The following is a 19560-nucleotide window of genomic DNA, read 5'->3' on the forward strand; positions in this document are numbered from 1 at the left end:
ACTCCGCCCGCGCGGGCCCCTTCAGAGGATGCGGTTGTCGGGCGAGTCGAGCCAGATGCGTTGTCCCGCCGGGGTCACCGTCACCCCGTACCGGGACGCCTCGGGTTCGCCGGCCGCCGCCCAGCGTTCGCCGGTCTCCCGGATCGTCTGCTGCTGGAGCCGGTGGCTGCGCATCGGCATGAACCAGGCCGGGAGGCCGAATCGTCCCTCCGCAGTGCCGTCCCGCCCAACGGACAGGACGGCGAGCGGCTCGTCCGGATGGAAGGACGCCACCCACGGGACCAGGATCAGTCCACCCGGCCGAACCTGCTGGACCCAGGCATAGGGCACCTCACGCACGGCGGCGGTAGCCATGATCCTGTCGTAGGGCGCGTGGTCCGGGTGACCGAGCATCCCGTCATCGGTGATCACTATGACCGGATACCCGGCCCGCTTCAGCGCCCGGCGCGCGTGATCGGCCAGCGACGCGTCCACCTCCACCGTCGTGACGTTCTCCGCGCCGGTCAGCTCCGCCAGCAGCGCGGCGTTGTACCCGGTCCCCGTCCCGATCTCCAACACCCGCATACCGGGGCGAAGGTCAAGCGCGTCGAGCATCATCGCCATGACGCGCGGAGCGCTGCTCGAACTCGTCGGCCACACCCCGCGCTCCGTGGCCCCGTCATCGACCTGGGTGATCACCGAGCGCTCCGATTCGACCTCCCGCCGCCAGCCGTCCGGTTCGTCTCGGCGGCGGAGCGGCCGAAGCCACCCCGTACCCTCCACGGGGACCCAGATCGTTTCGGGGATGAACTGCTCACGCCGAACAGTCCCAAGCACCTCAGCCGCGGACCTCACACTTTCCCCGTACCGCTGCACATCGTGCACGGGACTTCCCGCCGGTTCCCGTCATCACTCTTGAGTTCTTTGCCCGACCCGTTACAGCCGCTGCACTTCTGCGGCTGACTGTGCTTCCCCATCCCGTCTCCCCTTCTCTTGCCCCAGTCTCTCCACGCTGGCACCAGGAGCCGCAGTCCATCAGTCGCTTGCCCGACACATCACCTGAACAGTCGTCACGCGCCCTGCCGCCCCCGCGCCCCGTCCCTCGAACCCGCCCACTCGGTGCCTGGGAATATCCGGTTCTTCAGGAGCAGGTCCAGCCGTTCAGCCGCCGACTCTGTGTCGCGGCAGAGAGACACGAACCCGCCGCGCCCGTCTCCCGCCTCGAAGTAGCCCCACGTCCCGCCCGGCAGAGCCCGCGCGGTGAGCACCGCCCCGATGTCGCCGGCCGCGCCGCCCGCATAGACCCACAGCAACGACACCGGAAAGCGGAACTCCTCTTTGTCATAAAGCCCCACACACCGCCATCCCATCGCCCCGAGCGGCCCCCTGAGCCGCTGCAGGTTGCCCACCGCGACGTCGTGGCCCTTACACGTCCGCCAGCCGAGCACCATCCGCGAACGGCCGACCGCCTGCCGGACGCCCCGCACCCTCTTACACGCCCCCTCTCCCGTCGCCCTGACCCATTCCGCCGTCCGCGTGGCTGCGGGAGCGTCACCCGACCACACGCGCCCACACCCATTTCCCGCGCGGCTCCGTCCGGCGAACCCCGCACTGGAACGCCAGTGCTTCCACGATCGGCAGTCCCCGGCCACGCGTCCCGCTGCTTTCCGCCTCCAGCGCCGCCGCGTCCGGGGCCGCGTCATCGGCCGCCTGCCTGCGTACCGGCATATCGTCCGAGGAATCCCACACCTCCAGCAGCACGCCCCTCGGCTCGCGCACGAGCCTCACCCGGATCTCCCGCTCGGACGCATGCCGGACGGCGTTCGTCACCAGCTCGCTAGCGATCAACGTCACGTCGTCCGCGAGTCCCCGAAGCCCCCACGAGGCGAGCCGCAACTCCACCTGCATACGCACCTGCCCCGGCCCCGTCCGCGCCGCCAGAAATGACATGTCCAGTTCGCCTGGAATAACAAACTTTGCGGTCAACGTTTTCACCTCCCACCCTTTCCTCCTTGGAGCAAGAGTCACTCCGACCGCCTATCCTTGACCAGGAGAACTCAACAAATGCGACTCACCGGTGGTGACCATGCGCTCGCACCCTCCGTTCGACCCGGACGGCAACCTCTGGGACTGCATAGCCTTTGAGCTGCGAAGACATCGTCACGAACGAAGCTCTTCTCTCGCCGAAGTCGGCTTGATCATTGATCGGGACCGATCACTGGTCGCGCGTGTTGAATCCGGAGACACAAAGCTGCAGAGCGCACACGCGATCAAGCTGGACACCGCCTGGAATACGGGCGGCCGCTTCCAGCGCCTGATCAAATTCGCCAAGGCCGGCCACGAGGTCGAGTGGTTCAAGACCCATCTGGAAGAGGAAGCCAGGGCCTCGCATTTGAGGATCTGGGAACTCGGCTGGATGCCGGGTCTGTTCCAGACGGAGTGCTACGCCCGCGCGATGTTCAAGACCTCCGACGTCGAGGACGTCGAAGAGGGCGTGAACGCGCGGCTCAGTCGTCAGGCCGGTCTCGACCGCAGGCCGAGACCGCGGATCTGGACGATTCTCGATCAAGGAGTCCTCGAACAGCCGGTGGGCGGCGCCCAGATCATGCGGGAGCAGCTTGCCCGCCTCATCGAACTGGCACGTCAGCCGAACATCACCATCAGAGTCGTCCCGCGGGAAGTGGGTGCGCACGTAGGTCGCGACGGGTCATTCAAAATCATGACGGTGGACGGCTCCGATGTGGTCTACACACTTGCCCCGGGCGGAGGACGACTCGTCCAAGATGCAACCGAGATACCCTCGTATCGGGTTTGGTTCGATCTCATCGGAGATGTCGCCCTTCCCAAAGACGCGTCATTGCGCCTGCTCACAGACACCATGGAGCGGTATTCATGAGCATCTGGAGGAAGTCCAGCCGTAGCGGCAGCACCACGATCCAGTCCGACTGCGTCGAGGTCGCGCGGATCGACGGGGTGGTTGGCCTGCGGGACAGCAAGGCCCCGACCGCCGGCCACCTCACCATGTCCCCCAGCGGCTTCACCGAGTTCATCGCTCGTGTGAAGCAAGGCGACTTGGGCATCTGACTCCGCGACCTGTCGGTCGGAGCGCCACTCATCCCTCTGCGCGTGAACGGGGCGGCGCCGAAGTTTCGGGCCGCCCCGTAGAGCGTCAGCGGGGTCTGGTGGCTAGGAGGGTTCTGGCTTCGGCGGGGGGCATGGGGGGGCGTTGGGCCAGGTGGGCCGCCTGGGCGGCGCGCTCCACCAGCTCGACGTTCGCCGTGACCGGGCGGCCCTTGGCGAAGGTGACCGTGTCCTCCATGCCGACCCGCAGGTGACCGCCCGCCGACAGGGCGGCGAACAGGACGGGCAGGGACGTCCGGCCGATACCGGTGGCCGACCACGTGGCGCCTTCCGGGAGGGCCTCGACGGCGGCGACCAGGGTGCGGGCGTCGCCCGGCATGCCGCCCGGGACCCCCATCACCAGGTCGCAGTGGACGTGCCCGCCGTAGGGGAGCCCGTGCCTGTCCAGGAGGCGGTGCAGCGAGGTGATGTGGCCGAGGTCGAACAGCTCGAACTCGGGGACGATCTCAAGCTCCTGGGTGCGCTCGTACAGCTCCACCATGAACGACCACGGGTTCATGAACACGTCGTCGCCGAAGTTGACCGTCCCGCAGGTGAGCGAGCACATGTCGGGTCCGGCGTCCAGGACGCGGAGCCGGTCCTCGTAGGGGTCGGTGACCGCACCGCCCGTGGACAGCTGGACGATCAGTCCCGTGCTCTCCCGCAGCGCCGCCACCGTGTCCCGCAGCCGGGACGGGTCGAGCGTGGGCCGCGCGTCGTCGTCGCGGATGTGCACGTGGATCACGGCCGCGCCGGCCGCCTCGCACTCCTTGGCCGTCTGGACCAGTTCATCCAAGGTGACGGGCAGGCCCGGGACGTCCGCCTTGGCGGACTCCGCACCCGTGGGCGCCACCGTGATGAGCGTCGTTGCTCCCATGGCGGCAGAATGCATGGTCATGCGTGCTGTAGTCCAGAGGGTGAGCCAGGCCAGCGTGTCCGTGGAAGGGCGCGTCGTCGGCGCGATCGAGGGGCCGGGGCTGCTGGTCCTCGTCGGCGTGACGCACGACGACGGCGCGGAAAAGGCCCGCAGGCTGGCGTCCAAGCTGTGGGGCCTGCGGATCCTGGAGGGCGAGAAGTCGTGTTCCGACGTGAACGCGCCGCTGCTCGTCGTGAGCCAATTCACTCTCTACGGGGACGCGCGGAAGGGGCGCCGCCCGAGCTGGACGGCCGCCGCGCCCGGACCCGCCGCCGAACCCCTGGTGGACGCGGTGGTCCGGGAGCTGCGCGGGCTGGGCGCGAAGGTCGAGACCGGAGAGTTCGGGGCGGACATGAAGGTCGCGCTCGTCAACGACGGCCCGATCACGCTGATCCTGGACGTCTGACCGCGGGTCGGCCGAACGCGGGTCAGCGGAACGCGGGTCAGCGGAACCCGTAGACCATGCCGACGAGCGCGGTGACGGTCCCGGCGGCGGCGAGGAGGATGAGGGCGCGGTCCTGCGGGACGAGGCGGCCGCGCACGTCCGAGGACACCACCACGGTCCCGGTGTCGCCCTCGTCCCCGACGGGGCCCTGCCCGAACGGGTTGCGGAGCCCGGCGAGCCGCCACAGCGCGTCGTTGCGGAGCCGCTGGTGGGCCGGGCCGCAGGCGAAGAGCCGTCCCCGGGTGCGCTCGGTGCAGGCGGCGCCCTTCGGCGTCAGCACCCGGCACAGGGTGGGGACGAGCGCGAACTCGTACAGGCTCCAGGCCAGCAGGCCGAGCAGCGCGGCGCGCCACGACTGCTGCCACCACGCGATCCCGGCGATCGCCGCGAACAGGGCCCACCACGTCAGAGCGGACTCCCGGCGCGGGCGGCGCCGGGTCCCGCCCCGCCGCGCCGCAGGCGGCTCCCCTTTCCCCAGGTTCGGGACCATCGGTAGGAATCCACCTTCCCCGGGCGGCGATCGGTCGAAAATCGTCTTATCAGACGATATTCGTCCCAGGGGCGGGCTGCTACCCGTGTTTCGCCGGCCGGCGGCGCAGAGCGATCTGCGCGTTCGCGCCCGTCTCCGGCGACACGACGACCTCCTGCGCCGCCGCGACGCCGCCCGCGAGCAGCTCGGTGTCCACCGGGACGTTCCGCTTGACCAGCGCCAGCGCGACCGGCCCCAGCTCGTGGTGCCGGGCCGCCGACCCGACGAACCCGACCGCCCGGCCCCCGGGGATCTCCACCGGGTCGCCGTGCGCGGGCAGCCGGTCGACGCTGCCGTCCAGGTGGAGGAACACCAGGCGGCGCGGAGGCCGCCCCAGGTTGTGGACGCGCGCGACGGTCTCCTGCCCCCGGTAGCAGCCCTTGTTCAGGTGGACGGCCGTCTCCACGTACCCGGCCTCGTGCGGGATCGTCCGGTGGTCGGTGTCGAGGCCGAACCGGGGCCGGTGCTCGGCGATGCGCAGCGCCTCGTACGCCCAGGTCCCCGCCGGCTTCAGGTCGGCCGGGAACTCGCCGCGCGGGACGATCCGCGTCGTCGTCCCGGCGGCGTCCGGCCAGGCGGGACGGCCGTCGGCGGGCCCGCCCGGCCCGGTGACCACCATGAACTCGTCCGACACGTCCGCGACCTCGACGCGCAGCATGAACCGCATCCGGTCGAGGAACTCCACCAGAGCCGGGGCCGTCCCCGGCTCGACGTGGGCCCAGACGGCCTCACCGTCGTCGACGAGGAACAGGTGGTGCTCGATGTGCCCGTTCGGGCTGAGCAGCAGCGCCTCGGTCGGCTCGGACGGCTTCAGCCCGTCCAGGTGCTGGCTCAGCAGGCTGTGCAGCCAGCTCAGCCGGTCCGGCCCCGAGACGCGGACGACGCCCCTGTTGCTCCGGTCGACGAACGCCGTCCCCTCCTCCAGGGCGCGTTGCTCCCGCGCGGGGTCCCCGTAGTGCGCGGCGACCTCCTGGTCGGGCGCGTCGGCGGCGACGGCTCCGGGCGACTGCAGCAGAGGGCTCTCCATGCCGTCCAGACTATGCGGCGGACTCACGAACCACGCCGCCCCGGCTATCCCGCGCGGCAGTCCTTGCAGCGCCCGTAGACGGTCAGGTGGTGGACGTCGGTCTCGAAGCCGAAGTCGCGGGCCAGGACGTCGGCCAGGCCGGCCGCCGCGCGCGGGTCGACGTCCTCCACCGTGTGGCAGCCCCGGCAGACGAGGTGGATGTGCTCGGCCTCGGCGGCGAGATGGTAGTTCGGCGGCCCGTGGCCGAGGTGAGCGTGCTTGACGAGCCCGAGCTCCTCAAGGAGTTCGAGCGTCCGGTAGACGGTGGAGATGTTCACGCCGCGGGCGGTGCGCTGCACCTCGGTGCAGATCTCCTCGGGGGTCGCGTGCTCCAGGTTGGTGACCGCTTCGAGCACCAACTGGCGCTGCGGGGTCACCCGGTACCCCTTCGCCCGCAGCTCCTCCTGCCACGACTCGACCATGCACCGAGTCTAGGTCCCGGGCGGCGGGGCTGGTCCCGGCGTCCGATTTCAGCCGTCGGAAAACCCGCTTGCCTCGCCGCGCGGGCGTCGCATACGTTCGGGATACGCGCGAAAGGAGGTGGTCCTAGCCAATGGTTTCTTGTAGGACTCGCGAGGTGACTGTCCGCTAGTCGCCGTACCGCCTCGGAGCCCCCGGCCCTTCGGGCGGGGTAGCCGGTCGCGACGGTGACCGGCGAATACCAGGCAGTTACCCGGTCCCCGGACCGATGGACCCGTCCTGTCCGTCGCCCCGCCACCCGGCGGGAAGGTCCGGGGATCGTTCATGTCCGGGGGCGGTCAACTCCGGGGTCCGCCCCGTTCGGCGCTCAGGAGACCTTCTTCAGCTGGGCCGACAGGTGCGACTGGAGTTCCTGCCCCACCGCCGCCATGTCGTACGCCCAGCCGAGGTCCTCGCCGATCAGCCCGTAGAGGCGGTGGCCGCCGGTGACCTCCTTGGCCGACTCCGTCCGCGCGACGACGTCGGTGTGCAGCTCCACCCGGTTGAACGCCACGTCCCCCACGTAGATCTCGACGATGCCCGTCGGGTGGGCCAGCGTCACCTCCACCTGGTGGTCGGGCCGCGGCCGCCAGTACCCGGTCTCCATGCCCAGCGGACGCCCGAGCGCGCCGTCCTCCTCGATCTTCCAGGTCCGGCTCGCGTAGATCAGGAAGGGCTTCCCGACGTGCGTGAACGAGATCTCCTGGCCGAAGTTGAACGACTCGATCGTGGGATAGCCGCCCACGCCGGCGCCTTCCCAGGTGCCGAGGAGGAACTTCAGCGGCTCAAGGTCCGGGTGCAGCTCAGCGTCCATGGGCACCGAGCGTAGCGGCGTCCGCGCCCCCTTCGCGCCCCGTCGTCCGCGTCCCCTTCGCGCCCGTCGCCGGCGCGCCGCGGGCGGCGCCCGGAGCGCGCGCTACTTCAACCGGCCGAGCTTGATCACGAGGAGGACGGCGGCGACCGCCATCAGCCCCAGCACGACGACGAGGATTCCCGCGTTCACCAACCCGGCCACAACGCAGGATGCTACGCGGAACCGCGGACTAGAGTGCCCCCATGGCAAGACCACTGGTCATCAAGGCGACCGCCGGCGCGGACGCCCCCGAGCGCTCCAACCAGGCGTTCACGGTCGCGGCCGCCGCCGCGGCGAGCGGGGTCCAGGTCTCCCTGTGGCTGACCGGGGAGTCCGCCTGGTTCGCGCTGCCGGGGCGGGCCGCCGAGTTCTCACTGCCCCACGCGACTTCCCTGGACGACCTTCTCGGCGTCGTCCTCGCCGCGGGCCGCGTCACGCTCTGCACCCAGTGCGCCGCCCGCCGCGGGATCGGCCCGGACGACGTCCTGCCCGGCATCCGCATCGCCGGCGCCCCGACCTTCGTCGAAGAGATCACCCTTCCGGACGTCCAGGCCCTCGTGTACTGACACGAGGAGGACGTCCGGGCTCGGGCTCCCCGGGCCGCCCGTTCGGGGACGCGGCGACCGTGCGCTCCGCAGGCCCAGCGCGAGCCCCGCGACGGCGGAGCCGGCGAGGCCGAGCATGAGGTCGCCGATGGTGTCGCGGTAGATCGTGACGGTCTCGGGGGTGTCGAGGACGAAGACGCCGTACTCGAAGAACTCCCACAGGATGGCCGCGGCGGCGCCCAGGCCGGTGCACGTCAGGGCCAGCGTCCAGGAGCCGAGGCCCGCCCACCGGCGCAGGGCGACGCCGGCGGCGGCGCTCAGCAGGGCCCAGTTCCCGAAGTGGCAGGCGTCGTCGAACCAGGCGATCGTGTCGTAGAGGTCGGCGGCGTTCCCGGCGACGTCCACGACGAAGGGGGCGGTGACGAGGAGGTCGACGTCCCAGGGGAAGGGCCGCTGCCGGCCGCGCAGCGCCCAGACGAGCGTGACGATCATGACGGCGGCGGGGTAGGCGGCCACCCGCACGCCCATCGCCTTGTCCGCGAACCGGTCCCATTCGGGGAAGGCGACCGCGAGCGCCAGCAGCGCGGCGAGGGCGGCCTTGGCCGCGAGAGCGGCCTTGGCCGCGAGAGCGGCCTTGGCCGCGAGAGCGGCCTTGGCCGCGAGAGCGGCCTTGGCCGCGAGAGCGGCCTTGGCCGCGAGAGCGGCCTTGGCCGCGAGAGCGGCCTTGGCCGCGAGAGCGGCCTTGGCCGCGAGAGCGGCCTTGGCCGCGAGGGCGGGCGGGCGCCGGCGGGAGGTGTCCATGACCGCAGCATGGCCGCCCGCCCGGTCCGGCGGCATCGGCGCGGGTACTCAGGTGCGCCTGAGTGCTTTCGCCCTGCTCCGGAGCCGGGTCGCGGCCGGGGGCGGGAGGCCGTGGAGGTAGAACCGCCCGAGAACGGAAATAGGTGTGCCGACATGCCCCCGAGGCTGGAGCCGCCGGATGGTCGACATACCCGCATGGGCCTGGGGCGCGACGATCGCACTGATCATCGCGCTCTTCGTGTTCGACCTGCTGGTCGCCGTCCGGCGGCCGCACGCGGTGCACATCCGGGAGGCGACCTTCTGGTCGGTGTTCTACATCGCCGTCGCGGTCCTGTTCGGCCTCGCCGTGTGGATCCTCGCCGGGTCGACGGCGGGCACCGAGTACTTCTCCGGCTGGGTCGTGGAGAAGAGCCTGTCGGTCGACAACCTCTTCGTCTTCGTGATCATCATGGCCAGGTTCTCGGTGCCCGCCGAGTACCAGCAGAAGACGCTGCTGTTCGGCATCGCCGCGGCGCTGCTCCTGCGGGCGGTACTGATCGTGGTCGGCGCCGCCGCGATCAACCTGTTCTCCTTCACGTTCCTGGTCTTCGGGCTGATCCTGATCTGGACGGCGGTCCAGCTCATCCGGCACCGCAACGAGGAACCCGACGTGCAGGACACGTTCCTCGTCCGCCGCGCCCGCAAGATCCTGCCGGTGAGCCAGGACTTCCACGGCGGGCGGATGCTCGCTCACGAGGACGGCCAGCGCGTGATGACGCCGCTGCTGCTGGTCTTCGTCGCCATCGGCAGCACGGACGTGCTGTTCGCGCTGGACTCCATCCCGGCCGTGTTCGGCGTGACCGACAACCCGTTCATCGTCTTCACCGCCAACGCGTTCGCCCTGCTGGGGCTGCGCGCCCTCTACTTCCTGATCGAGGGCCTGCTCGAACGCCTCGTCTACCTCTCGATCGGCCTGTCGGTGATCCTCGCCTTCATCGGCTGCAAGCTGATCCTGGAGTTCCTGCACCAGGACGTCTCCACGTCGGTCCCCGAGATCCCGACGACGCTCTCCCTGGGCGTGATCCTGGTGATCCTGCTGTTCACGACGGGCGCCAGCCTGATCCGCGTCCGGCACCACCCGGAGGAGAAGGCCAAGCCCGGCTCCCTGCGCGGGCGCCGCGAGAAGAAGCCCGGCGAAGAGGAGCCGGCCGCCCGCTGACCGGGGCTCAGCCCATGCTCTTGGCCCCGTCCAGCGACTCGCGGATGATGTCGGCGTGGCCCGCGTGGTGGGCCGTCTCGTCCACGATGTGCAGGAGCACCCGGCGGATCGACCAGTGCGTCTCGGTGTTCCACGGAGCCTTGGGCAGCTCGTGCCGGACGTCCAGGTCCGGCAGGGCAGGGATCAGCTCGTCGGTCCGGCGGGCCACCTCCGCGTAGGCGTCCAGGACCCCGGCCAGCGTCTCGCCGGGGAGCATCGTGAACTCGTCCGCGCGGCGCTTCCAGTCCTCCTCGGTCATCTGGGTGAAGTCGCCCATCGCGGAGGCGCCTTCGAGGATGAAGTCCACCCAGCCCCGCTCGCAGGACGTGACGTGCTTGACGAGTCCGCCGAGGCACAGCTCGCTCGCCGTGCTGCGCTGCCCGGCCTGCTCGTCGGTGAGGTCCCGCGTGGTGAACCGCAGGAAGTGCCGCGCCTTGGCGAGCGCCGCCAGCAGATCCGCCCGCTCCCCGGTGACGGCCCGCGCGTTGTCAACGTCCATGATTCCCGCCTTCGATCGTGTCGTTCACCAGCAGGACCACGGTAGGAACCAAGGCGGTCACATCCTGGCCTCGATCGCCGAGCCCAGGCGAACGATCTCCCATAACGATGTCCGCAGGGGACCTGTTCGAGGGTGTTTCGGCTGGATGCCGGTGCGAGATTGGGTGGGACGGCACCGGGTTCACCCAGGCGCGGACGGGGTCGCGCCGGCCCGAGCGCCCCGGGGAGCGCAGCGCGATGAGAGTCATGCTGAGAGCGGTCATGGACACCCAGGTCTCGAACGGCGCGATCAAGAACGGCAGGGTGCAGGAGATCGTGAAGTCGATGATGGACCGGCTCGATCCCGAGGCGGCGTACTTCGGCCCCGGCGACGGCGGGCGTTGCTGCGTCTTCGTCTTCGATCTGCAGGACGCCGCGGCGATTCCCTCCATCGCCGAGCCGCTCTTCCAGGAGCTGGGCGCGAAGATCGAGATCAACCCGGTGATGAACCGGGAGGACCTGCAGAAGGGCCTCGCCGCGTTGCAGTAGCGGACCAGCACCCGACGCTTCTACGACCTGCCGGTACGGGGCCGATCCAGGTCGCTCAGCCGAGGATGAAGGGGACCTTTGCCGCAAGACCGCCCAGCTCGGCCTGCTCCGCGCCGGTCGGCGCCCGGCGTCCGGTGCCGAGCAGCAGCGCGTCCCGGTCGGAGAACGAGGCGGGGAAGGGGCTCCCGGCGATCCTTTCCAGCAGCGCGCGGGCGGCCGCGAGGGTCTCGGCGGGCGGCTCGGGCCCCTCCGGCAGGTGCGCGATCAGGTCGAGGTGGTGCAGCGTCCACTCGACCACGTAGGCCGACAGGTAGTCGCCGACCGTCAGGACCTCGTCCTGGGTGCCGACGCGACCGGCGGGGTCGGCGAGCCTCGCGGCGCGTCCCGCGGCCGAGCCGACGTCGTCGAGGTGGAACCTGAGCAGCCGCGGCTCCCCGTAGGCGGCGGCCAGCCGCGGGATGAGCGCGTCGAGCGGGTCGTCGCCGGTCGGGGGCTCGACGAGCTTCCAGTAGGTGGCCGCGTCCACGGTCGGCTCGGCGTCGGCGGGAGTGGCCAGGGTGATCAGGACGTCCTGGGCGTCGATGACCAGGTGGCACACCAGGTCCCGCACGAGCCAGCCGGCGCAGCCGGAAGGGCGCGCGAAGTCCTCGTCCGGGAGGCCGGCGACCGCCGGGAGCAGGGCCGTCCACGAGCGTGAGAAGTGATCCACTTTCGGCACGGTAACGCCGCGCCGCAACGGCGGACAAGCGAATTCGGGCCACCCTAGACGGCGGCCGCCGGGGCGGCCGTGCGGGCCTCCAGGGCGCGCACGACCGCGGCCATGTCGGCCTCTCCGCACCCCAGCGCGACGGTCTCGCCGTAGAGGGCGTGGCACACGTCCAGCAGGGGCGAGGCGAGCCGCGCGGCGCGGGCGGCCTCGGCGATGAGGCGGTTGTTGTCCAGGACGTTGACGATGGACGCCTGGACGGCGAAGTCGCGGTCGAGCAGCTTACGGGCCTTGGCGCGCGACACCGTGCTCGCCATCGGACCGGCGTCGAGCACCTCCAGCAGCCGGCGTCCGTCCAGGCCGTGCCGCTCGGCGAAGTGGAACGCCTCCGCCAGCCCGGTGACCATGGTGATCAGGTACAGGTTGACGGCCAGCTTCATCTGCAGGGCCTGCGGAACCGGCCCGCAGACGAACGCCTCGCCGCACATGGGGCCGATCAGGGAGCGGACCGCGTCCACGGCCGAGGGCTCCCCGGCCAGCATCGCGATGAGCTCACCCGACTCCGCCGGGCCCCGCGAACCGGACACGGGCGCCTCGACATACCGCCCGCCGGCGGCCTGGACGTCGGCTTCGAGACCGCGCGAGTAGTCCGGTGACGTCGTTCCCATGTGGACGACGATCCGTCCTCGCACGTTCGCCGCGAAGCCGGGCGTGCCGCGTCCCAGAGTCGAATCGATGGCGGGGCCGTCGGCCAGCATGAGGAACACCACGCGCGTGCGGCGGAAGACGTCGGCGGGGTCGGCCGCCACCACCGCGCCCGCCGCGCGCAGCGGCTCGCACCTGGCGGCGGTCCGGTTCCAGACGACGAGGCCGGTCCCCGCCCGGACGAGGTTGAGCGCCATGGGCCGCCCCATGACACCGAGGCCGAGGAAACCGACGTCGCTGTCCACCATCGCCTCCGCACCTTGCGAGTTATGACAGTGGTCATGATAATGGCCCAGGTTAATACGGCAATAGGCAGCAAGAATTTCCTCGAAGGAGCCGATCGTGGCGACCGGTGACCGGGGCCCGCGGGAACGGATGGTCTTCAGCGCGGCGCAGCTCATCCGCCGCGACGGCGTCACCGCGACCGGCCTGCGCGAGGTCGCCGACCACGCCGGGGCGCCGCGCGGCTCGCTGCAGCACTACTTCCCCGGCGGCAAGGAGCAGCTGGTCAACGAGGCGGTCGAGTGGGCCGGACGCTACGCGAGGGACCGCGTCGCCCGTTTCGTATCCGCCATGGCGCGCCCCACGCCGGGCAGGCTCTTCGCGGCGATGGTCCGCCAGTGGACCGACGAGTTCGAGGCGACGGGCTTCGACCGCGGCTGCCCCGTCGCCGCCGCCACGGTCGACTGCGCGGACTCCGTGGAGTCCACCCGGAGCGCCGCGGCCGCCGCGTTCACCGCCTGGCGGCAGCCGATCGCGCGCGAACTGACCGCCATGGGCGTCCCGCCCCGCAGGGCGACCGCCCTGGCGACCGTGATGGTCAGCTCCCTGGAAGGCGCCATCCTCCTGGCCAGAGCGGAGCAGAGCGTCCGCCCCCTGCGCACCGTCGCCCGGGAACTGGCCCCCTACCTGGACTCCCACGCCCCCGAGAACCCCGGCTGACCCGTGTCTCAGTGCGTCATGACACCGGGGAGGCGGGTCTGGAAGTCGACGACGCCGACCCACGCGGGGCGAAGGGCGATCCGGGCCATGCGGGTCTCGGGGTGGTCGGCGCCGGCGACGTACCCCGCGCCGCCTTCCTCGCCCAGGAAGCGGCGCGCCGACAGGGCCTGCTCGGGCACCATGCCGTCCACCTCGGTGATCGAGACGCGGCCGCGCAGGAGGAGGACCTCCGGGGGCTGCGTGTCGGTGTCGATGGTGACGGCGACGTCGGGACGTTCGCGGAGCGCGCGGATGCGGGCGGCGGGGCGCAGGATGCCCATCGGCGGGCAGTGGACGTAGGTCGCCATCACCAGCTCCTCGCCGGTCCAGGTGAACCAGGTCGACATGACGCGGGGCGTCCCGTCGACGGCCGTGTAGGCGAGGCGGGCCGGGATCGTGGAGTGGAGCAGGCGCTTGGCGACGTCGGTTTCGAGCAGGCGCACGTCGCCCTGGGGAAGGTCCATGGTCATCTCCTTCATAGCGGTCGGAGGAGACGACCAGGGACGTCCCGAAAACTCATCGCCGCGGGACGAGATGCGGGAAAAGCCGCCCGCATGCCCGGTTCTAGATCCAAGGGATGATCGAGGGCGCTGCCGCATCTGGGTGACGACCCGAGCGAGAACGCGCTCCCTTTCGCCGGCGGCTAAGCGAGGCCCGAGAGGTCGCGGGTCATGACCGTGTTGCGGTCCGTGGGACGGTTTCCGAGGGAGAGCTGGGGCCATTGCCCGGAGAGTTCCTGGCGGCTGCGCTCGCTCCAGGCGCGGGCCTCGTCACTTCGGGTCTTGTAGAAGTTGAGCGCGTACCCGCCCGTGTGGACGCGCAGGAGCGTGAATCCGCCCGGGTATTCCTTCACCGCTCCGACCTCCTGCTGGACGACCCTGGGCGCGAGCGGGAAGACGGAACGCTGGTTGCGGTGCGTGTGGCCCGCGTGGTGGAGGAACACGCCGGGCGCCCGGTCGTAGGCCGTGAGGATGCGCAGGGACTGGCCCGCGTCGAGGGAATGAGCACCGGTGACGGCGAGCGGGTCGTTCTCGGTGAAGAGCGGATGGTGGCCGAAGACGAGGGTGGGACGCTCCGGGTCCTTCTTCAACTCCGCGTCGAACCAGGCATGCTGCTCCGCCGAGAGTCCGCCGGAGTCGCCGCCGTCGCCGGGCTTGTCGTAGGTGTCGAGTCCGATGACGCGCAAGCCGCGCAGGTCGTGGGAGAAGTACGTCCGGGCGGACGTCGAGAACGCGTCCCTGAAGCAGTCGTTCCCCTGGTGCTCGCCTGGACTGCACTCGCCGTACGGCGTCCCGGAGTGCGCACGGTCGTGGTTGCCTCGGGCTATCAGGTAGTCGTCGCCCAGGGTTCCGAAGGTGTCGAGGATGCTCTTGGCGCTCGCGAGATCGTCGGGGGCCGCCTCGCTCGACACGTCCCCGGCGGCGAGAAGATGGTGCGCGCCTCTGGCCCGCGCGTCTGCGATCAGAGCCTTCGCCATCACCTCGGGATAGGGCGGATGGCCGGGCACCTGCTCGATGCCTTTGATCCAGGGAAGCTGACCGACCAGCCCGGCGACGGTCTCGCCCAGGTGGAGGTCGTTGCAAAGGGCGACTGAGAAGAGGTGGCGGCCCGGAGGCGGCTGCGGGGTCGTGAAAGCGAAGGCGTCCCCATGGGGAGCGCCCGCCGCTCGGCCTGCGGCCAGCCACGTGGGCGCGGCGTCCCGTCCTCTGGAGCGGGCCCTGTAGTAGTAGGTGCGCCCAGGCTCCAGGTCGGTCAACTCGACGTAGTGGTAGGGCGTGCCGGAGGGGCCGTGGGCGACGCTCGTGAGGCGGGACGGGTGCGTCCCGTAGAGGACTTCGGCGTCGGACGGCGCGGGCCGCATCCGACCCAGGCCGTCGTCCGTTCCGGGGACGCCCGTGTACCAGGTGAGGACGGCCGTGGTCTCCGTGACGGTGACGAGTTCGAGGTTCACCGGCTGGACGTCGTCCGCGGCTCGCGCGGACGACGCCTCGACGGCGGGCAGGAGCGAGGCGCCCGCGACGACGGCACTCCAGCGCAGGAGCGCCCGGCGGGAGGGCCGGCAGCAGATCACGATCGCTACGGTGGCAGCACGCGGCCCACCGCACCAGGCCCAAACGGGCAACGGCCGGTGAACCGGCCGCCGGGCGGCGGACGCCCGAAACGGCCGGGCCCCGTCAGCTCACTGCGGCGTCAGCTCATCACACAGGTCAGCTCATCACGCAGGTCAGCTCATCACAGGCAGGTCAGCTCATCACGGCTTGCAGGCGCTCCTCACGGAGGCGGCCGGCCCACGAGTCGTCCAGCGGGGGGATGTCCCTGCCGACGGCCCAGCGGAGCAGCAGGTCGGCCAGGCCGGGGTTGCGGACGAGCGCCGGACCGTGCATGTAGGTGCCGAGGACGCGGCCGCTGTAGGCGCCCTCGAAGCCGTTTCCGTCGCCGTTGCCGACGCCGTGCAGCACCTTCGCGAACGGGCGCGCGTTCGGGCCGATCTGCGTGACGCCCTGGTGGTTCTCGAAGCCGGTGATGCGCGGGACGTTCAGCTCCCCCGCGACGTCCCCGACGATCTCGCCGACGGCGCGCTGCTCGCCGCGGCCGGAGCGGATGTCGAGCAGGCCGAGGCCCGGCACGGGCTGGCCCTCCTCGCCGCCGAACTCGTGGCCGAGCAGCTGGTAGCCGGCGCAGACCGCGAACACGACCGCGCCGGACTGGACGGCCCGCGCGAGGCCGCCGTCGCCCCGCAGCCGCTGCGCCGCGAGGATCTGCGGCCGGTCCTCGCCGCCGCCGAGCAGGTAGATGTCGCCGTCGGCGGGCACGTGCTCGTCCGACCGGAGGCTGACGGTCTCGGTGGGGATGCCGCGCAGCGCCGCGCGCCGCTCCAGGACGATCGTGTTGCCCTGGTCGCCGTAGGTGCTGAGCAGGTCCGGGTAGATCCAGACGATTTTGATGCGGTCAGACGACACGGCCGTACCTCGTTCGGATGGTCTGGAAGGCGGTGTAGTTGGCGATCACGTCCAGGTGGCCGGGCGGGACGGCCATGACCGCCTGGTCGATGTCGTCCACCATCGTGAAGGACACCTCGGCGGCCTCCAGCCGGGCGGCGAGGTCGATGCGGCGCTCGCCGGTCACCCACACGGGACGGCCCCGCAGGATGCGGTAGTCGACGTCCCAGAGCCAGGACGTGTCGCGGCCGTCGGGGCCCTGCGCGTTGACCGACAGGGCCACGGGACCGGGCGCGGGCTGCAGGACGTCGAACGCCTCCAGCCACCCGGCGGGGTTCTTCGACAGCAGCAGCCGGATCGAGCGGCCCTGGTGCTCGACCGTCGTGTACCGGCCGGCGACCGAGGTGACCTGCGACAGCAGCGGGAGGGCCTGCTCGGGCGGCACCCCGAACTGCGCGACGACCGCCAGGGCGATCAGGGCGTTCGAGCGGTTCGCGCGGCCGGGCAGGGACAGGCCCGCGAGCGAGTAGGCGCGGCCGTCCGGCGCGGTGATCGTGTCGCCCCTCAGCGCCCAGTCGGGACGGGGGCGGGCGAAGTGGCACTGCCGGCAGCGCCAGTCGCTGTCCTCGTCGGTGTCCTGCCGGTCGAGGGGACCGCCGCACTCGGGGCAGCACCAGGAGTCCTCGCGCCAGTGCTGGCCCGCGGCGACCCACGTGACGCTCTTGGCGGTGGACGCGCCCCAGGTGACCAGCGGGTCGTCGCAGTTGGCGATGACGTGGCTGGTCGGGGACGCCTCCAGCGCGCGCCGCCACTTGCCGGCCAGCAGCCAGATCTCGGCGGCGCGGTCCATCTGGTCGCGGCTGAGGTTCATCAGCGCGACGATGTTCGCCCCGGTCTCCTTCAGGACCATCGGGACGTACTTCTCGTCGCACTCCAGCACGCCGTAGCGGGCGGACGGTGCGGACGCCAGCGCGGACACGTGCCCGGTCGGCATGTTCGCGCCGAACGCGTTGGTGGCGACCTCGCCGAGGGGCGTCATGGCCGAGGTGATCAGCCGGGTCGTCGTCGTCTTGCCGTTGGTGGCGCTGACGAGGACGAGCTTGCGGTCCTTGGCGAGCTTGGTCAGCAGCTCCGGGTCGAGCCGGAGGCCGACGCGGCCGCCGATCACCGAGCCGTCCCCGCGGCCGGCCATTCGGGACATCTTGGCGGCCGTACGACCGAGCGCGACGGCCAGCTGCGAACGCAGCGGAAGATCGCTCATGGACTCCGTCTTCTCTGGATGCGCCGGGAAACCGCTTTGAGCCTAGCCGCTGAGTGCGACGCTCGCGGCGCGCCGGGCGGTTCGGGGGACATGCGTCACATCACCGGTGCACAATGTGAGCAGCATCACAACGATCCCGGTAAACCACTGGCGGCAATCTTGACCAGTACCGACATGTCGTGATTGCGTGCGACCTCCGACTGCGGTGCGCCGGATTACCAACCACGCGTCCAAGAACGGCGTTACCCACTACTTTTGTCGGGAGCCCCGCTGATGATCGCGGGGAGCGGTGCCCGCCCCGGGCGGCGGGCCTGGATCGCAAGCGTGGGCAAGCGGCTAAAAGGCGAGGTCTGAGCGATGCAGTGTCCGACGTGCGGGAATGACACGCCTGGGACGCTCGGCAAGTGTTCGCACTGCGAGGCGCCGATCGACGTGTACTCGGTCGCGCCCGCCGTCCCGCTGGCGTCGCCGGTCGCGGAGGCCGCCCCGGTGGGCATGGCGGGCGGCGCCGACCCGCTCGTCGACCGGACGATGACGGCGCCGCCGTCCTGGGCCGCCGGCCCGCAGGGCGCGCCCGAGCCTCCGGCGCAGCCGCCGCTCCGGCTGTCGGCCGAGCCGCCGATCCGGCTGCCCGCGGAGCCGCCCGCGACCGCCTCGGCGCCGACGCCCGCCGTCGCGTCCCCACTACCGGTCCCCGACCCCGACGACACCGCGGCCTGGACGTTCGACCCCAACGCCGACGACGACTCCGGCGCCTTCACCACACCGCCTTCAGCGCCCTCGTGGGCGGGCGGGCAGCAGGCGCCGCACGCCGCGGAGAAGCCCGCCCCGACCTCGGCGTCGAACCCGTACGGGCTCCAGGACCAGGCCCCCCGCACGGAGTCGATCGTCCCGGACTCGTGGTTCGCGCAGCCGCGCAAGCCCGAGGCGCCGGACGCCGACGCCACGCAGGCGTGGGGCCGGCAGCCGCCCGGCGGCCCGCAGTTCCCCGCCCTCCCGGACGCGGAGGCGACGCAGATCGCCCCCGGCGCGGGGACGGGCCTGGCCCTGCCCGGCGCGGAGGGCTTCGGCGGCGACCTCGACCAGACGCGGCTGGACCCCGGCTCCCCCATGGGCGCCCCCGCCCCGATGGGCGGCATGGGGCCCATGGGCGGCGGTATGGGGAACATGGGCCCGATGCAGACGATGCAGTACGGGCCGATGCAGCAGGGCCCCATGCAGCAGGGCCCGATGGGTCCCGGAATGCAGCCCATGGGCGCGATGGGGCCGGGCGACCCCGCGTACGGCGGCTACCCGCCGGGCCAGTTCCCGCCGGGCGGGCCGGGCCATCCGGGCGGGCCGGGCCAGAGCAAGAGCGGGACGAGCAAGCCGCTGATCGCCGCGGTGGCCGCGCTGGTCACGGTCGCGGTCGGCGCCGTCGCGTTCGTCGCGTGGCCGTCCGGAGACGACCCGTCGCCGGGCACGGACCCGTCTCCGGCGGCGTCCCAGAAGCAGGTCGCGCAGAAGAACGCGATCCCGCCCGAGACGAAGCAGCAGGCCGCGGCCCTGAACGCGATCCTGAACGACAGCGTCGGCACCCGCCGGATCCTCGCCGGGGCGCTCGGCCGGGCCGGCAAGTGCAAGACGCTTCCGCAGGCGATCCAGGGATTCCAGACGGTCGCGCAGCGCCGCACGAACCAGATGCGCCGCACGCAGGGGCTCAAGGTCGACAAGCTGGCGAACGGGGAGCGGCTGCGCGTCTCGCTGAACCAGGCGCTGGGGGCTTCGCTGCAGGTCGACCAGGTGCTGCTGCGGTGGGCGCAGGCCAACCAGCGGCACTGCAAGGGCAAGCCGCGCCCGGCCGCGGCGCAGGTTCCCGGGCGCGCGGACGCCGAACGGCGCGCGACGGCGACGAAGAAGCAGTTCGTCGTCCTGTGGAACCCCGTCGCGAAGAAGACCGATCAGCCGCAGCGTAGCTGGAAACGGGTGTAACGGTCGGTCACGCAGTATTCT

Annotated in this window: 23 protein-coding genes and 1 pseudogene; 8 read left to right on the forward strand and 16 right to left on the reverse strand. The window is 71.5% G+C overall.

All coding sequences use genetic code 11. From position 1 onward, the window contains the following. Positions 1-21: 21 nt before the first annotated feature. From CHC11_RS23540 to CHC11_RS23550, 3 genes are all read right to left on the reverse strand, one after another. Positions 22-678 carry an rRNA adenine N-6-methyltransferase family protein gene (locus CHC11_RS23540; RefSeq protein WP_245919648.1) on the reverse strand — a complete coding sequence of 219 codons (657 nt, stop codon included), beginning with the start codon at positions 676-678 and terminating at the stop codon, positions 22-24. Between the two features lie 371 nt (positions 679-1049). Then, complete coding sequence (locus CHC11_RS23545; RefSeq protein ID WP_089313975.1) at positions 1050-1466, reverse strand: hypothetical protein; 417 nt, start codon at positions 1464-1466, stop codon at positions 1050-1052. A gap of 64 nt (positions 1467-1530) precedes the next feature. Then, positions 1531-1974 carry an ATP-binding protein gene (locus tag CHC11_RS23550; RefSeq protein ID WP_089313976.1) on the reverse strand — a complete coding sequence of 148 codons (444 nt, stop codon included), beginning with the start codon at positions 1972-1974 and terminating at the stop codon, positions 1531-1533. Positions 1975-2065: 91 nt separating this feature from the next. On the opposite strand from CHC11_RS23550, the gene CHC11_RS23555 reads away from it, so the two are divergent. After that, on the forward strand, positions 2066-2875 hold the full coding sequence (locus CHC11_RS23555; protein WP_245919701.1) for a DUF5753 domain-containing protein: 810 nt from the start codon (positions 2066-2068) through the stop codon (positions 2873-2875). Beyond that, positions 2872-3063: a DUF397 domain-containing protein gene (locus CHC11_RS23560; RefSeq protein WP_089313978.1), complete on the forward strand. Its 192-nt coding sequence runs from the start codon at positions 2872-2874 to the stop codon at positions 3061-3063. Before CHC11_RS23555 ends, CHC11_RS23560 begins: the two co-directional genes overlap by 4 nt. 85 nt (positions 3064-3148) lie before the next feature. On the opposite strand, the gene CHC11_RS23565 is transcribed toward CHC11_RS23560, so the two are convergent. Then, entirely contained in the window at positions 3149-3976 is an 828-nt protein-coding gene (locus CHC11_RS23565; RefSeq protein ID WP_089313979.1) for a beta-keto acid cleavage family enzyme, read from the reverse strand. A gap of 19 nt (positions 3977-3995) precedes the next feature. Between CHC11_RS23565 and dtd the strand changes: the two genes are divergently transcribed. Next, positions 3996-4421, forward strand: a complete 426-nt coding sequence (gene dtd / locus CHC11_RS23570) for a D-aminoacyl-tRNA deacylase (protein ID WP_089314193.1) — start codon at positions 3996-3998, stop codon at positions 4419-4421. Positions 4422-4458: 37 nt separating this feature from the next. Here the strand turns inward: dtd and CHC11_RS23575 are convergent, their stop codons facing one another. From CHC11_RS23575 to CHC11_RS23590, 4 genes are all read right to left on the reverse strand, one after another. Further along, positions 4459-4950: a hypothetical protein gene (locus CHC11_RS23575; RefSeq protein WP_089313980.1), complete on the reverse strand. Its 492-nt coding sequence runs from the start codon at positions 4948-4950 to the stop codon at positions 4459-4461. Between the two features lie 79 nt (positions 4951-5029). Beyond that, complete coding sequence (ygfZ, locus tag CHC11_RS23580) at positions 5030-6016, reverse strand: CAF17-like 4Fe-4S cluster assembly/insertion protein YgfZ (protein ID WP_089313981.1); 987 nt, start codon at positions 6014-6016, stop codon at positions 5030-5032. A 44-nt stretch (positions 6017-6060) separates the two neighbouring features. After that, complete coding sequence (locus CHC11_RS23585) at positions 6061-6477, reverse strand: Fur family transcriptional regulator (RefSeq protein WP_089313982.1); 417 nt, start codon at positions 6475-6477, stop codon at positions 6061-6063. Positions 6478-6842: 365 nt separating this feature from the next. Next, positions 6843-7328: a heme-binding beta-barrel domain-containing protein gene (locus CHC11_RS23590; RefSeq protein WP_089313983.1), complete on the reverse strand. Its 486-nt coding sequence runs from the start codon at positions 7326-7328 to the stop codon at positions 6843-6845. 242 nt (positions 7329-7570) lie between these two features. On the opposite strand from CHC11_RS23590, the gene CHC11_RS23595 reads away from it, so the two are divergent. Continuing rightward, complete coding sequence (locus tag CHC11_RS23595; protein WP_089313984.1) at positions 7571-7933, forward strand: DsrE family protein; 363 nt, start codon at positions 7571-7573, stop codon at positions 7931-7933. 84 nt (positions 7934-8017) lie between these two features. Here CHC11_RS23595 and CHC11_RS44060 read toward each other — a convergent pair. After that, positions 8018-8749 (reverse strand): annotated as a pseudogene (locus CHC11_RS44060) (DUF2238 domain-containing protein); the annotation flags it as partial. Between the two features lie 142 nt (positions 8750-8891). On the opposite strand from CHC11_RS44060, the gene CHC11_RS23610 reads away from it, so the two are divergent. Continuing rightward, on the forward strand, positions 8892-9911 hold the full coding sequence (locus CHC11_RS23610; protein ID WP_089313987.1) for a TerC family protein: 1020 nt from the start codon (positions 8892-8894) through the stop codon (positions 9909-9911). Between the two features lie 7 nt (positions 9912-9918). Here CHC11_RS23610 and CHC11_RS23615 read toward each other — a convergent pair whose 3' ends face one another. Further along, positions 9919-10449 (reverse strand): DinB family protein, encoded by a 531-nt coding sequence (locus tag CHC11_RS23615; RefSeq protein ID WP_089313988.1) that lies wholly within the window; start codon positions 10447-10449, stop codon positions 9919-9921. A 245-nt stretch (positions 10450-10694) separates the two neighbouring features. Between CHC11_RS23615 and CHC11_RS23620 the strand changes: the two genes are divergently transcribed. Then, positions 10695-10976, forward strand: a complete 282-nt coding sequence (locus CHC11_RS23620; RefSeq protein ID WP_218826215.1) for a DUF3303 family protein — start codon at positions 10695-10697, stop codon at positions 10974-10976. 55 nt (positions 10977-11031) lie between these two features. Here the strand turns inward: CHC11_RS23620 and CHC11_RS23625 are convergent, their stop codons facing one another. Both CHC11_RS23625 and CHC11_RS23630 read right to left on the reverse strand, forming a co-directional pair. After that, entirely contained in the window at positions 11032-11685 is a 654-nt protein-coding gene (locus tag CHC11_RS23625; RefSeq protein ID WP_089313989.1) for a maleylpyruvate isomerase N-terminal domain-containing protein, read from the reverse strand. A gap of 53 nt (positions 11686-11738) precedes the next feature. After that, entirely contained in the window at positions 11739-12635 is an 897-nt protein-coding gene (locus CHC11_RS23630) for an NAD(P)-dependent oxidoreductase (protein WP_089313990.1), read from the reverse strand. Between the two features lie 94 nt (positions 12636-12729). Here CHC11_RS23630 and CHC11_RS23635 point away from each other — a divergent pair, with 94 nt between their 5' ends. Further along, positions 12730-13329, forward strand: a complete 600-nt coding sequence (locus tag CHC11_RS23635) for a TetR/AcrR family transcriptional regulator (protein ID WP_218826216.1) — start codon at positions 12730-12732, stop codon at positions 13327-13329. Between the two features lie 8 nt (positions 13330-13337). Here the strand turns inward: CHC11_RS23635 and CHC11_RS23640 are convergent, their stop codons facing one another. From CHC11_RS23640 to CHC11_RS23655, 4 genes are all read right to left on the reverse strand, one after another. After that, on the reverse strand, positions 13338-13832 hold the full coding sequence (locus CHC11_RS23640; RefSeq protein WP_245919649.1) for a pyridoxamine 5'-phosphate oxidase family protein: 495 nt from the start codon (positions 13830-13832) through the stop codon (positions 13338-13340). Between the two features lie 179 nt (positions 13833-14011). Continuing rightward, positions 14012-15439: a purple acid phosphatase family protein gene (locus tag CHC11_RS23645; protein WP_218826218.1), complete on the reverse strand. Its 1428-nt coding sequence runs from the start codon at positions 15437-15439 to the stop codon at positions 14012-14014. A gap of 172 nt (positions 15440-15611) precedes the next feature. Beyond that, positions 15612-16328: a type 1 glutamine amidotransferase gene (locus CHC11_RS23650; RefSeq protein ID WP_089313991.1), complete on the reverse strand. Its 717-nt coding sequence runs from the start codon at positions 16326-16328 to the stop codon at positions 15612-15614. Further along, a complete protein-coding gene (locus tag CHC11_RS23655) occupies positions 16318-17568 on the reverse strand; it encodes a Mur ligase family protein (protein WP_089313992.1) in 1251 nt (416 codons plus the stop codon). Before CHC11_RS23655 ends, CHC11_RS23650 begins: the two co-directional genes overlap by 11 nt. Positions 17569-17925: 357 nt before the next feature. On the opposite strand from CHC11_RS23655, the gene CHC11_RS23660 reads away from it, so the two are divergent. Next, positions 17926-19539 (forward strand): hypothetical protein, encoded by a 1614-nt coding sequence (locus CHC11_RS23660; protein WP_143227211.1) that lies wholly within the window; start codon positions 17926-17928, stop codon positions 19537-19539. Positions 19540-19560: the final 21 nt, after the last annotated feature.

The sequence above is a fragment of the Actinomadura mexicana genome, assembly GCF_900188105.1.
GTDB classification, from domain to species: domain Bacteria; phylum Actinomycetota; class Actinomycetes; order Streptosporangiales; family Streptosporangiaceae; genus Spirillospora; species Spirillospora mexicana.

Bases quoted from the DNA above. Each gene is read 5' to 3' on its own strand.
- CHC11_RS23555 (WP_245919701.1), top strand. From the start codon at position 2,066: ATGCGCTCGCACCCTCCGTTCGACCCGGACGGCAACCTCTGGGACTGC.
- CHC11_RS23560 (WP_089313978.1), top strand. From the start codon at position 2,872: ATGAGCATCTGGAGGAAGTCCAGCCGTAGCGGCAGCACCACGATCCAG.
- CHC11_RS23565 (WP_089313979.1), bottom strand. From the start codon at position 3,976: ATGGGAGCAACGACGCTCATCACGGTGGCGCCCACGGGTGCGGAGTCC.
- dtd (WP_089314193.1), top strand. From the start codon at position 3,996: ATGCGTGCTGTAGTCCAGAGGGTGAGCCAGGCCAGCGTGTCCGTGGAA.
- CHC11_RS23575 (WP_089313980.1), bottom strand. From the start codon at position 4,950: ATGGTCCCGAACCTGGGGAAAGGGGAGCCGCCTGCGGCGCGGCGGGGC.
- ygfZ (WP_089313981.1), bottom strand. From the start codon at position 6,016: ATGGAGAGCCCTCTGCTGCAGTCGCCCGGAGCCGTCGCCGCCGACGCG.
- CHC11_RS23585 (WP_089313982.1), bottom strand. From the start codon at position 6,477: ATGGTCGAGTCGTGGCAGGAGGAGCTGCGGGCGAAGGGGTACCGGGTG.
- CHC11_RS23590 (WP_089313983.1), bottom strand. From the start codon at position 7,328: ATGGACGCTGAGCTGCACCCGGACCTTGAGCCGCTGAAGTTCCTCCTC.
- CHC11_RS23595 (WP_089313984.1), top strand. From the start codon at position 7,571: ATGGCAAGACCACTGGTCATCAAGGCGACCGCCGGCGCGGACGCCCCC.
- CHC11_RS23610 (WP_089313987.1), top strand. From the start codon at position 8,892: ATGGTCGACATACCCGCATGGGCCTGGGGCGCGACGATCGCACTGATC.
- CHC11_RS23615 (WP_089313988.1), bottom strand. From the start codon at position 10,449: ATGGACGTTGACAACGCGCGGGCCGTCACCGGGGAGCGGGCGGATCTG.
- CHC11_RS23620 (WP_218826215.1), top strand. From the start codon at position 10,695: ATGCTGAGAGCGGTCATGGACACCCAGGTCTCGAACGGCGCGATCAAG.
- CHC11_RS23630 (WP_089313990.1), bottom strand. From the start codon at position 12,635: ATGGTGGACAGCGACGTCGGTTTCCTCGGCCTCGGTGTCATGGGGCGG.
- CHC11_RS23640 (WP_245919649.1), bottom strand. From the start codon at position 13,832: ATGGACCTTCCCCAGGGCGACGTGCGCCTGCTCGAAACCGACGTCGCC.
- CHC11_RS23655 (WP_089313992.1), bottom strand. From the start codon at position 17,568: ATGAGCGATCTTCCGCTGCGTTCGCAGCTGGCCGTCGCGCTCGGTCGT.
- CHC11_RS23660 (WP_143227211.1), top strand. From the start codon at position 17,926: ATGCAGTGTCCGACGTGCGGGAATGACACGCCTGGGACGCTCGGCAAG.